Raw genomic sequence first — 12,046 nt, 5'->3', positions numbered from 1 at the left:
GCTCACCCGTAGCAGCCCTGCCTGGTCGCGCCCCTGTCTTCCGGAGGACGCTGGTGGTATGCGATCCGTGCGAACCCCTTCCCCCGATGACGTCGAACGGGCCTGGCACGTCGTGCGGGACATCCTCCCGCCGACGCCGGTCCGGGCCGGCGCGCCGATGCTCAAGCTCGAGACCTGGCAGCCGACCGGTTCGTTCAAGGTCCGCGGTGCGCTCAACGCCCTCGCCGCACTCGGTGAGGGCGAGCGGGTGGTGACGGCCTCGGCCGGCAACCACGGTCTCGGGGTCGCGTTCGCGGCGAGCAGGCTCGGCAGGCCCGCGACGGTGGTCGTGCCCGAGAACGCGTCGGCGGCCAAGGTTGCGGCCCTGCGCACGTTCGGCGTGGAGCTGGTGCAGGTCGGCCGCGCCTATGCCGAGGCGGAGGCGCACGCGCTCGAGCTGGCCGCCCGCGGCGCGCACTTCGTCTCTCCCTACAACGATCCCGAGGTGATCGCCGGACAGGGCACGATCGGGTACGAGCTGGCCGAGCAGGAGGGTGCCCCGCTGACCGTCGTCTGCGCCGTCGGCGGCGGTGGCTTGGCCGCGGGGATCGGCCTGTGGGCCGCCACCGTGCCCGGCGCGCGGGTGATCGGCGTCGAGGCCGCCGCCGCGCCGTCGATGGCGGCGGCCCTGCACGCCGGGCATCAGGTGCCCGTCGACGTGCGCCCCTCGATCGCCGACGGCATCGCCGCGAACCTCGAACCCGGCTCGGTGACGATCGACCTCGTCGCCAAACACGTCGACCGGCTGGTCCCGGTGACCGAGGAGGAGCTGCGCGCGGCCGTGCGGCACCTCGCAACACGGCACGGCATCGTCGCCGAAGGCGCCGGGGCGGCCGCCGTGGCCGCGCTGCTCGCGGGCAAGGCCGAGGCGGACGAGCGCACGGTCGCGGTCATCTCCGGTCGAAACGTCGCGCTGCCGGTGCTGGCCGGGGTGCTCGGCGGCGAGGACTGAGCTCACCCCATAAGGTGGCGCCATGTCGGCGACCGGGGGATGGCACGCTCAGGACGGAAACGACGGCGGCGTTGGCGAGAGCGGTGGCGCGGTGCGGCTGCGCCCGCCGGGCAACGAGCTCGACCCGCGCGCGGTGCGCTGGTGGCGGACTCAGTGGCTGCTGCTGTTCGGCCCGCCGCTGATCGTGCTCGCGGTGCTGGCGCTCGTGCTGCCCGCACCGCGGCCGTGGCTGCTGCTCGCGGCGGCCGTGGTGGCCGTGCTCGGCCTGCCGGTGGCCCTGCTGCTGCCGCTGTGGTGGTACCGGGTGCACCGCTGGGAGGTCACGAGCGACGCCGTGTTCACGCGTACCGGCTACTTCTGGCAGGAGTGGCGGGTCGCACCGATGTCCCGGATCCAGACCGTCGACAGCCAGCGCGGGCCGCTGGAGCAGTTCTTCGGCCTGGCGACCGTCACCGTCACCACCGCGTCGGCCAAGGGGGCGGTGACGATCCAGGGACTCGACCACGAGGTCGCCTCGGACCTCGTGCGGCAGCTGACCGAGACGACACAGGCCACCCCGGGTGATGCGACGTGACGGTGCCAGAGACCGAGTGGCGCAAGCTGGATCGGCGGACCGTGTGGGTCACCGCGCTGCGGGTCGTCGGCACGGCCGCGGCGGTGGCCGCCCCGGTCGTGGTCACCGTCGCGGGCCAGACGTCTCCGGGGATGGCGGTGACGGTGGTGCTGCCGACGGTCGTGCTGGCGATCGCGGTCGGAATCGTCGGTGACTACGTGCGCTGGCGCCGGACCAGCTACCGGATCGGGCCGGAGCGGGTCGAGCTGCACACCGGGATCCTGGTCCGCAAACGGCGCTCGCTGGCGCGCGACCGCATCCGCAGCGTCGACCTCACCGCCGGGCTGCTCCTGCGTGCCTTCGGCCTGGTACACGCGAAGATCGGCACCGGTGAGCAGACCGGCGCGGGGGAGAGTTCGCTGTCGCTGCAGCCGGTGTCCAGGGCCGAGGCCGACCGGCTGCGCCGGGAGCTGCTCGACCGGGTGCCCGCGCGGGAGGAGAGCGAGCCACGGGACGGCACTCTCGCCGTGCTGGACCCGAGCTGGATCCGGTTCGCCCCGGTCTCGTTCCTGACACCGGCGATCGGTGGTGCGGCGTTCGGCGCCGTGCTGCAGGTCGCCGAGTGGTTCGGCATGCAGGACGGTGTGATCACCTGGGTGCTCGACCTGCTGCGGAGCCTCCCGGTGCTCATGGCGGTGCTGGCGCTGCTCGTCACCGGCGTGGTCGTCGGCGTGATCGGCGCCATCGCGTTGTTCGTCGAGATGTGGTGGCGGTTCCGGCTGGAGCGCGAACCGGGCGGCACGCTGCGGGTGCGCCGCGGCCTGCTCACCACCCGGTCGATCTCGCTGGAGGAACGCCGGTTGCGCGGGATCGACCTGGTCGAGCCGCTGGGCAACCGGATGCTCGGCGCGGCGCGGGTCGACGCCGTGGCCACGGGACTCACCCAGCAGAAGGGCAACGAGCGCACCGACCACAAGACCCTGCTGCCCCCGGCGCCGCGGGCGGAGGCGGACCGGATCGCCGCGGCGGTGCTGCGGGAGCCGGTCTCGCCGACCGCGTCGGTGCGGCTGCGCGGCCATCCGGTCGCCGCGCGCGGCCGCCGGATCCGGTGGGCGCTGCTCGGCGTGCTGGCCGTGATCAGCCCCCTGCTGATTCTCGGGCTGGTGCTCACGCCGCTCTTCCTGCACCTGGCGTGGATCTGCGCGCTCGTGCTGGTGCCGATCGCGGTGGCGATCGCCCTGGACGCCTACCGCAACCTCGGGCACGGGCTGACCGGTGGCTACCTGGTCGCGCGCAACGGGGCGGTCCGGCGAAGCACGGTTGCCCTGCAGCGGCGCGGCGTGATCGGCTGGACCGCCAGGCAGTCGATCTTCCAGCGGCGCAAGGGCCTCATCACCCTCACCGCCACGACGGCGGCGGGCGGCGGTGCGTACTCCGTGTACGACGTAGGGGAGAGCGAAGGACTCGTCTTCGCCGAGGAGGCGGTCCCCGACCTTTTCGGCCCGTTCCTGGAACGCATCGACGCACCTCCCGCGCACCGCTCGTGAGTGCGCACACGAGTTCTAACTCGTGTCCGCACTCACGAGTGCGCGGCTAGTGTCAGTGCCATGCGCCACGCGTTCGACGCCGACTTCGCCGTCGCCCCCGGCTACCTGAACACACCGAGCATCGGTGTCCCGCCCGCGCACGTGGCCGACGCCGTGGCGGAGGCGGTCGGCCGCTGGCGCACCGGCGCCGACCGGCCTGGCGACTTCGACGGTGCCGTCGAGCGGTCCCGGGCCGGGTTCGCGCGGCTCATCGGGGTGCCCGCCGACCGGGTGGCCATCGGCGCGAGCGTGTCGCAACTGATCGCCACGGTCGCCGCGGGCCTGCCGGACGGCGCCTCGGTGCTGGCCGCCGCGGGCGAGTTCACCAGCGTCACCTTTCCGTTCGCGGCGCAGGCCCACCGGGGCGTCAGCGTGCGGGAGGCGGCCCTCACCGAGCTGCCCGCCGAGGTGGCCCGGCACGACCTGGTCGCCGTGAGCGCGGTGCAGTCGGCCGACGGCAGCATCGCCGACCTGGCGGCACTGCGGGCCGCCGCCGAGGCCAACGGGGTGCCGGTGCTGCTCGACGTGACCCAGGCGGCCGGCTGGCTGCCGCTGGAGCTGGAGTGGGCGGACTGGGTGGTCGGCGGGGCGTACAAGTGGCTGCTCGCGCCGCGCGGCGCCGCCTGGCTCGCGGTGCACCCGCGCGTGCTCGAACGCACCTCGCCGGTCGCGGCCAACTGGTACGCGGGCGAGGACCCGTGGCAGGCCGTCTACGGCCTCCCGCTGCGGCTCGCCACCGGCAGCAGGCGGCTGGACCTCTCGCCCGCGTGGCTGCCGTTCGTGGGGGCCGCCGTGGCACTGCCGTATCTCGCCGACCTCGACCGGGCGGCGGTCCGCTCGCACTGCGCAGGCCTCGCCGACCTGCTCCTGAGCAAACTCGGCCTGCCACGACAGAACAGCGCGATCGTCGCGCTGTCCGCCACGGGGGCGGCCGAGCGGCTCGCGGCGGCAGGCGTGACGGCCAGCGTTCGGGCGGGGAAGGCGCGCCTCGGCTTCCACATCTACAACACCACCGAGGACGTCGAAAGGGTGCTGGAGGCCCTGGAGTGAGCGCCGTGGGCTACGGTCACCGTCCGTGGCTGGACAGCAGTACAACCCCGATGTGAGTGACACCGCACCGCTGCCCCGGGTCGCCCCGGCGCAGCCGGTCCCGCCCCGGCGCCCGAACCACCTGCTCCTGGGCAGTGCCCTCGTCGTGGTCGCGGTGGTCGCCGGGCTCGTCTGGTCGCTGATCCGGCGCGACAGCGGCGTGGAGGGTAAGGCGGGCCCGGTCACCGACGACCCGCTCACCAGCGGCGAGTTCCGCTACACCGTCGCCGCGGGCCCCGACGAGTCGGCCGACTGCGCGGGCAACTCCTACGGCGACGTCGCGGAGTGGTTCGGCGAGCACCCGTGCGAGCAGGTCGCCAGGGCGCTCTACAGCACGGAGACCGACGGCGCGCGGGCACTCGTGTCGGTCGTGCTGGTGACGATGGCCGAAGCGGCCACCGCGCAGCAGCTCAAGGTGATCACCGACACCGAGGGCACCGGCAACGTCAACGACCTCGTCCGCGACGGCAGCGCCAACCTGCCCGGGGCGCCGCAGGTCGCCGGTGGCGAGTACCAGTCCACCGCCCGCGGCCGGGAGGTGACGATCGTGGAGAGCGCCTTCTTCGACGGGCACACCGACGAAGACCTGCTGGCCCGGATCGCCGAGGACGCGCTGCGGCTGGCCGAGCACCTCCGCTGAGCCCTGTCCCGGCTCTCCGGCCGCCTCAGGGCCTGTCCTCGAACCTGAACCTGCTGGAACGGACCAGCGCGAACCATTTCCGCAGGTCACCGGTCGTGAGTGCGTAACAGTGTTCTAACTCGCGTGCGCACTCACGAGAGGTGACCAGGCGCAACGCCGCGCCTGCATGGATCAAGACAGGCTCTCCGCCGCCTCAGGCGCGGCCGGGCAGAGCCACCGCCTGCGGCTCCTTGCCCGCCTCCATGCGCCAGCTCGTCCCCCGGGTGGCGGAACCGGTGAGTGCCTGCATGGCCAGGGTGCGCAGTGCCTTGTCCTCGGTGCGCTCCAGCACGCCGTGCCAGGCCTCCGCGGCGTCGGCCTCCGCGGTGATGACCAGCTCCTGCGCGGAGGCGGCGTCGGTCACCGGATCGGGCGGCAGGTAGGCGGGCTCCGGCGGGCGCGGGGCCGCGCCCGCGTCGGTGAGCACGCGCTCGCAGGCGTCACGCCGGTCCCGGTGCGCGTCGGCGCCCTCGTCGATGCCCTTGCCGAAGTCGGCCGGCAGGAACGCGCTCACCAGCCCGTACACCCACACGGCGGCGTGCTCGGCGGCGAGGGCGTCCTGCAGCGCGGTCACCGCCGCCTCGGTCAGCGGCCCGGTCGACACCCGGTCCACCTCGCCCGGCTGCCCGGCACCGAGCTCGGGCGCCAGCTGCTGCAGCGCCGCGCAGCCCGCGGCGACCGAGCCGACCAGGCCGGCCCGGTACGGCGGCAGCCCGGGCACCATGCCCGCCGCGCCGTCCCTGGCCTCGGTCAGCCGTTGCCCGAGCGCGGCCAGGTCGGCCACCTTGGCGGGGGGCGCCGTGGTGTTCTCGGCCTCGGGCCGGTTCAGCCGGTCGACCTCGGCGGCCAGCGCATCCGCCTGCGCGGAGCGCGCACCGGCGACCTGCCGGGCGAGCTCGGCGTGCTCCGGGGCCGAGCCGGCGAGGGCGTTCGCCGCGGCGGCGTCGGCCCGTGCGCGCGCCAGCAGCGGCGCGAGCGGGTCGGGGGCGTCCTCGTAGCCGGTCGTGCAGGCGGCCGCGAGCGGGGCCGTCAGAGCGGTGAGCGCCGCCGCCCGCAGAACCTGGCGCCGACTGAACGGGGATCGGGATATCACGTCGAGCCATCCTGCCAGTCGGCGCCCGACGCCCGGCGGCACCGGGTGTCGGCAAGATAAGCTGAACCACCTACTTCGAACAGGACAACGGGGAGCATCACGGTGCCCAACGAACTCGCCGGTCGGCTGGAGCCACTGGTGGCCGAGGCCGTCACGGCCGCGGGTTTCGATCTCGACGCGCTCGACGTGCAGCAGGCCGGCCGGCGCAAGCTGGTCAAGGTCGTCGTCGACGGCGACGACGGCGTCGGCCTCGACGAGGTCGCCGACGTCAGCAGGGCGGTGTCCGAGGTGCTCGACGACAACGAGCACCTGATCGCGGGCGCGTACACCCTTGAGGTCACCTCTCCGGGCGTCGACCGGCCGCTCACCAGACCGAGGCACTGGCGGCGGGCGCGGTTGCGGCAGGTCCGCATCACACCGGCCGAGCACGCGGCGCAGGCCGAGTACGTCGGCCGCGTCGGCGAGGCGGGCGAGGACTCCGTCCGCGTTCTCGTCGGCGGCGCCCGTGGCACGATCCGCGACGTCCGCTACCGCGACATCGCGAAGGCCGTCATCGAGATCGAGTTCCGGCAACCGCCCGCCGACGAACTCAGACTGCTGGAGGCCGACGCCTCGGGCAAGATCGGCGGCGAGGGTGAATCGAAGGAGGAGTCGAGGTGAACGTCGACATCGCGGCGCTGCGCGCGATCGAACGGGACAAGGACATCCCCTTCGAAACCGTTCTGGGAGCCATCGAGAGCGCGTTGCTGACCGCGTACAAGCACACCGAGGGCCACCAGCCGCACGCCAAGATCGATATCGACCGCAAGACGGGCTACGTGCGCGTGCTCGCGCACACCCTCGACGAGCGCGGCGAGGTCGCCGAGGAATGGGACGACACGCCGGAGGGATTCGGCCGGATCGCGGCCACCACGGCGCGCCAGGTGATCCTGCAGCGCCTGCGCGACGCCGAGCACGAGAAGACCTTCGGCGAGTTCTCCGCCAAGGAGGGCGAGATCGTCGCGGGTGTCATCCAGCGCGACGCGCGTGCCAACGCCCGCGGCATGGTGATCGTCCAGGTGGGCGACACCGAGGGCGTGCTGCCCGCGGCCGAGCAGGTGCCGGGGGAGTCCTACGAGCACGGGGACCGGCTGAAGGCCTACGTGGTCGGCGTGTCCCGCAGCGCGCGCGGCCCGCAGATCACGCTGTCGCGGACCCACCCGAACCTGGTGCGCAAGCTATTCGCGCTGGAGGTGCCGGAGATCGCCGACGGTACGGTGGAGATCGCGGCGGTGGCACGCGAGGCCGGGCACCGGTCGAAGATCGCCGTGCGCTCGACCATCCCCGGCGTGAACGCCAAGGGCGCGTGCATCGGCCCGATGGGCGCCCGCGTGCGCAACGTGATGAGCGAGCTCGCGGGTGAGAAGATCGACATCATCGACCACTCCGACGATCCGGGCCGGTTCGTCGGGAATGCCCTTTCGCCCGCGAAGGTTGTGTCGGTGACGGTGGTCGACGAGCGGACCAGGACGGCCCGGGTCGTCGTCCCCGACTTCCAGCTCTCCCTCGCCATCGGCAAGGAAGGGCAGAACGCCCGGCTGGCCGCCCGGCTGACCGGGTGGCGGATCGACATCCGCAGCGACGCCGCGCCCGACGCCGGCCCGCAGAAGCAGGTCGCTCCGGACGACTCGCCGCATCCGGCGGCAACCGGTTCGGCTGAGTGACAGGCGAGGGGCTAAACTGGGAAACGGTGCAACGCCCGCGGTCGGATTCCGCACACCAGGAGACCGGTGTCACGCCGGTCCGCACGTGTGTCGGCTGCCGGCAGCGGGCGTTGGTCGGAGAACTGCTGCGGATGGTCGCGGTGGACGGGGACCTGGTCGTCGACCAACGTCGGCGGCTGCCGGGCCGGGGAGCATGGCTCCATCCGGACCCGGGGTGCCTGGCCAAGGCCGAACGGCGGCGGGCGTTTCCCAGGGCGTTACGGGTTTCTGGGACGCTCGGCACCGAAGGCGTGCGGCGCCATCTGGAGCGGCTCGCCGAGAGCAGTACGGACGCGGGGAGTTCCCGTGTCCAACCGGAAGAAGGAAGCAGGTCGACCCGTCATGAGTCAGCCGTGAAGCTGAAGCCATGAACGCGCGACGATAAGACGAGGTCTGCGGGTCCAGCCGCCGGCCTCATCAGTTGAGGAGAGCAGTGGCAGGCAAGGCCCGCGTACACGAGCTTGCGAAAGAGCTCGGAGTAACGAGTAAAGACGTTCTCGCCAAGCTGAAGGAGCAGGGCGAGTTCGTGAAGTCGGCGTCATCCACCGTTGAGGCGCCCGTCGCCCGACGGCTGCGTGACGCATTCCCTGGTAAGGACACCAAGCCGGGCAAGTCCGGCGGCAAGAAGCAGCAGAGCCAGTCGCAGGCGGCGGCAGGCGGCGACGGCGCATCCGCGTCCTCGGTGTCCTCGGCGTCTTCGGGGACGTCCGCGCCTTCTGCGTCATCCACGCAGGCGAAGCCGTCCGAGGAGGCCGCTCCGCGGCAGGCGGAGTCGGCTTCGCAGGCGCGGCCGCAGCAGGCTCCGAAGCCGGGTCCCAAGCCCGGTCCGAAACCTGCCCAGCCCGAGCAGGAGGCCCCGGCGGCCCAGCCCGCCGAGGAGCAGGCCCCGGCGGCCCGGTCGGCCCAGCCCAAGCAGGAGACGAAGCAGGACACGTCGTCCTCCGGTGCGGTCGTTCCGCCGAAGCCGCAGGGCCCGAAGCCCGGTCCCAAGCCCGGTCCGCGCACTCCGCGGGTCGGCAACAACCCCTACGGCGTCGGTGCCGGTTCCCCGACCCAGCGTCCCGCGCCGCGTCCCGGCGGGGGAAACCAGCAGGGCGGCGGCGAGCGTGGTCCGCGTCCCGGTGCGGAGCGGCCGGCGGCCGGCCCGCGCGGTGGCGGCGCGCCCAGCGGTAACCGGCCGAGCCCGGGCAACATGCCGCCGCGGCCGAACCCCGGCATGATGCCGGCGCGTCCGGCTCGTCCCGGCGGCGGTGGGCCCGGTGCGGGCCGTGGCGGTCCCGGCGGTCCCGGCGGTGGCCGGGGCGGCCCCGGTGCGGGCCGTGGCGGACCCGGTGGTCCCCGTGGCGGCGCTCCCAGTGGCGGTCGCGGCGGACCCGGTGGTGCTCCCGCCGGTGGTGGTGGCGGCGGCTTCCGCGGTGGTCCGGGTGGCCCGCCCGCGGGCGGCGGTTTCCGTGGCGGCCGTGGCGGTCCCGGTGGCCGCGGCGGTGCGGCCGGTGCGTTCGGCCGTCCCGGCGGTCCCTCGCGCAAGGGCCGCAAGTCGAAGCGGCAGAAGCGCCAGGAGTACATGGAGAACATGCAGGCGCCCAGCGTCGGCGGCGTCCGCCTGCCGAAGGGCAGCGGCGAGACGATCCGGCTGCCGCGTGGCGCCTCGCTGACCGACTTCGCGGAGAAGATCGACGCCAACCCGGCCTCGCTGGTGCAGGTGCTGTTCCACCTCGGCGAGATGGTCACGGCGACGCAGTCCGTCTCCGAGGACGTGCTCGAACTGCTCGGCACGGAGATGAACTACAACGTCCAGGTGGTCAGCCCCGAGGAGGAGGACCGCGAGCTGCTCGAGGCCTTCGACATCACCTACGGCGAGGACGCCGGTGACGAGGAGGACCTGCAGGTCCGGCCGCCGGTCGTGACCGTCATGGGTCACGTCGACCACGGTAAGACCAAGCTGCTGGACACGATCCGGAAGACGAAGGTCGCCGAGGGCGAGGCCGGTGGCATCACCCAGCACATCGGTGCCTACCAGGTCGAGACCGAGCTCGAGGGCAACGAGCGGCTGGTCACCTTCATCGACACCCCGGGCCACGAGGCGTTCACCGCCATGCGTGCCCGTGGTGCGCAGGCCACCGACATCGCGGTGATCGTGGTGGCGGCCGACGACGGCGTCATGCCGCAGACGGTGGAGGCGATCAACCACGCCCAGGCGGCGAAGGCGCCGATCGTGGTCGCGGTCAACAAGATCGACCTCGAGGGTGCGAACCCGCAGAAGATCCGCCAGCAGCTCACCGAGTACGGGCTGGTCGCGGAGGAGTACGGCGGCGACACGATGTTCGTCGACGTGGCCGCCAAGCCGGGCACCAACATCGACGGGCTGCTCGAGGCGATCCTGCTCACCGCGGACGCGGCGCTGGACCTGCGGGCCAACCCGGACATGGAGGCCCAGGGCGTCGCGATCGAGGCCCATCTCGACCGTGGCCGCGGTCCGGTGGCGACCGTGCTGGTGCAGCGCGGCACGCTGCGGGTCGGCGACTCGGTGGTCGCAGGCGACGCCTACGGCCGGGTGCGCCGGATGGTCGACGAGCACAACCGGGACGTCACCGAGGCGCTGCCGTCCCGGCCGGTGCAGGTCATCGGCTTCACGTCGGTGCCGGGTGCGGGCGACACCTTCCTGGTGGTGGACGAGGACCGGGTGGCCAGGCAGATCGCCGAGCGCCGCCAGGCCCGGATCCGCAACGCGCAGAACGCGGCCAAGCGCAAGCGCGTCAGCCTGGAGGACCTGGACTCCGCGTTGAGGGAGACCAACACCCTCAACCTGATCGTCAAGGGTGACAACTCGGGTACCGTCGAGGCGCTCGAGGCGTCGCTGACGCAGATCGAGGTGGGCGACGAGGTCGATCTCAACATCGTGCACCGCGGTGTCGGTGGCGTGACCGAGAGCGACATCGACCTGGCGACCGCGTCCGACGCGATCGTGCTGGGCTTCAACGTGCGGGCACAGGGCAAGGCGACCGAGCGGGCCAACCGCGAGGGTGTCGACGTCCGGTACTACACGGTGATCTACAAGGCGATCGAGGAGATCGAGCAGGCGCTCAAGGGCATGCTCAAGCCGGAGTTCGAGGAGGTCGAGCTCGGCAAGGCGGATGTCCGCGAGGTCTTCAAGTCCTCGAAGTTCGGCACCATCGCCGGTTGCCTCGTGATGTCCGGTCAGATCCGGCGCAACGCCAGGGCACGGCTCATGCGCGACGGCGTGGTCGTCGCGCAGAACCTGCCGATCAGCTCGCTGCGGCGGTTCAAGGACGATGTGGTCGAGGTCCGCGACGGCTTCGAGTGCGGTCTCACGCTCGGCAAGTACAGCGACATCAAGGTCGGCGACGTGATCGAGACCTATGAGGAGCGCGAGAAGCCGCGTGCGTGACACCGCCCGGCTGGGTGGGGGCACACGCCCTCACCCAGCCGGTTCGGCGCCGTGTCGTTTCACCACACCCACTCCGGGATGACCATGTTCGTCGGTTCGCTCGAACTCGATCTGCTGCTGGGCGAAGTGCGGTCGCTGAAGCAGAAGCGGTCGGTGGTCCGGCCGGTGATCGCCGACGTGCGCAGGCGCTTCGAGGTCGCCGTCGCCGAGGCCGGTCATCTGGACCTGCACCGGCGTGCGCTGATCGGGGTGGCCGTGGTGGCCGCCGACGGGGCACACGTCCGGGACGTGCTGGACGGCTGTGAACGGCTCGTGGCCGCGAGGCCGGAGGTCGAGCTGCTGTCCGCGCACCGCAGGCTGCTCGGCCCCGACGACGAGTAGGTCTCCCACACTTTCCGTACGAAGAAAGGAATCCTGTGGCCGATCAAGCTCGCGCACGCAGGCTGGCGAAGCGGATCGCGCAGATCGTCGCGTCCGCGCTGGAGCACGAGGTCAAGGATCCTCGGCTGAGCAACGTCACGATCACCGACTCGAAGATCACCGGCGATCTCCGCGACGCGACCGTCTACTACACCGTGCTCGGGGAGAACCTCGACGCGGCGCCCGACTTCGCGGGTGCCGCCGCCGCGCTGGACTCGGCGCGGGGTGTGTTGCGCAGCAAGGTCGGGCAGGGCACGGGCGTGCGCTACACCCCGACGCTCACCTTCGTCGCCGACAACCTCCCGCAGGACGTCCGGCACATCGACGAGCTGCTCGCCAAGGCGCGGGAGGCCGACGCCGAGGTGGCCCGCCGCGCGACGGGAGCCCAGCCCGCCGGTGAGGCCGACCCGTACCGCGCGCCGCGGGAGGCGGGCACCGAACCGGACGAGGACGCGGACACGGACACCGCCCGCTGAAGCCGCCC

Annotated in this window: 12 protein-coding genes; 11 read left to right on the top strand and 1 reads right to left on the bottom strand. The window is 72.8% G+C overall.

Annotation, left to right across the window (positions count from 1 at the left end; genetic code table 11):
- Positions 1-58: 58 nt before the first annotated feature.
- From JAP66_RS12975 to JAP66_RS12955, 5 genes are read left to right on the top strand one after another with little or no spacing between them, the layout of a single operon-like run.
- Positions 59-991 carry a threonine ammonia-lyase gene (locus JAP66_RS12975; protein WP_199431923.1) on the top strand — a complete coding sequence of 311 codons (933 nt, stop codon included), beginning with the start codon at positions 59-61 and terminating at the stop codon, positions 989-991.
- Between the two features lie 22 nt (positions 992-1,013).
- Positions 1,014-1,565 (top strand): PH domain-containing protein, encoded by a 552-nt coding sequence (locus tag JAP66_RS12970; protein WP_199431922.1) that lies wholly within the window; start codon positions 1,014-1,016, stop codon positions 1,563-1,565.
- Positions 1,562-3,091, top strand: coding sequence for a PH domain-containing protein (locus JAP66_RS12965; protein ID WP_199431921.1), 1,530 nt, complete (start codon positions 1,562-1,564; stop codon positions 3,089-3,091). Before JAP66_RS12970 ends, JAP66_RS12965 begins: the two co-directional genes overlap by 4 nt.
- A 60-nt stretch (positions 3,092-3,151) precedes the next feature.
- Positions 3,152-4,180 carry an aminotransferase class V-fold PLP-dependent enzyme gene (locus tag JAP66_RS12960; RefSeq protein WP_199431920.1) on the top strand — a complete coding sequence of 343 codons (1,029 nt, stop codon included), beginning with the start codon at positions 3,152-3,154 and terminating at the stop codon, positions 4,178-4,180.
- Positions 4,181-4,205: 25 nt separating this feature from the next.
- Positions 4,206-4,859 (top strand): hypothetical protein, encoded by a 654-nt coding sequence (locus tag JAP66_RS12955; protein ID WP_307849548.1) that lies wholly within the window; start codon positions 4,206-4,208, stop codon positions 4,857-4,859.
- 193 nt (positions 4,860-5,052) lie between these two features.
- Here the strand turns inward: JAP66_RS12955 and JAP66_RS12950 are convergent, their stop codons facing one another.
- On the bottom strand, positions 5,053-5,991 hold the full coding sequence (locus JAP66_RS12950) for a ferritin-like domain-containing protein (protein WP_199431919.1): 939 nt from the start codon (positions 5,989-5,991) through the stop codon (positions 5,053-5,055).
- A 102-nt stretch (positions 5,992-6,093) separates the two neighbouring features.
- Here JAP66_RS12950 and rimP point away from each other — a divergent pair, with 102 nt between their 5' ends.
- The 6 genes from rimP to rbfA all read left to right on the top strand — a co-directional run bounded on the left by rimP (position 6,094) and on the right by rbfA (position 12,038).
- The gene (rimP, locus tag JAP66_RS12945) at positions 6,094-6,651 is read left to right on the top strand and encodes a ribosome maturation factor RimP (protein ID WP_199431918.1); all 558 of its coding nucleotides are present in this window, start codon (positions 6,094-6,096) and stop codon (positions 6,649-6,651) included.
- Entirely contained in the window at positions 6,648-7,694 is a 1,047-nt protein-coding gene (gene nusA / locus JAP66_RS12940) for a transcription termination factor NusA (RefSeq protein ID WP_199431917.1), read from the top strand. Before rimP ends, nusA begins: the two co-directional genes overlap by 4 nt.
- A gap of 131 nt (positions 7,695-7,825) precedes the next feature.
- Positions 7,826-8,104, top strand: coding sequence for a YlxR family protein (locus JAP66_RS12935; RefSeq protein ID WP_235998986.1), 279 nt, complete (start codon positions 7,826-7,828; stop codon positions 8,102-8,104).
- A gap of 62 nt (positions 8,105-8,166) precedes the next feature.
- A complete protein-coding gene (gene infB, locus JAP66_RS12930; protein ID WP_199431916.1) occupies positions 8,167-11,142 on the top strand; it encodes a translation initiation factor IF-2 in 2,976 nt (991 codons plus the stop codon).
- 84 nt (positions 11,143-11,226) lie between these two features.
- Positions 11,227-11,523, top strand: a complete 297-nt coding sequence (locus tag JAP66_RS12925; protein ID WP_199432043.1) for a DUF503 domain-containing protein — start codon at positions 11,227-11,229, stop codon at positions 11,521-11,523.
- 35 nt (positions 11,524-11,558) lie between these two features.
- A complete protein-coding gene (gene rbfA / locus JAP66_RS12920; protein WP_199431915.1) occupies positions 11,559-12,038 on the top strand; it encodes a 30S ribosome-binding factor RbfA in 480 nt (159 codons plus the stop codon).
- Positions 12,039-12,046: the final 8 nt, after the last annotated feature.

It is taken from the genome of Qaidamihabitans albus, from assembly GCF_016464705.1.
Lineage (GTDB): Bacteria > Actinomycetota > Actinomycetes > Mycobacteriales > Pseudonocardiaceae > Qaidamihabitans > Qaidamihabitans albus.
Note: the sequence above shows the minus strand (reverse complement) of the source record. Positions and strands in the feature narration are given on the sequence as shown.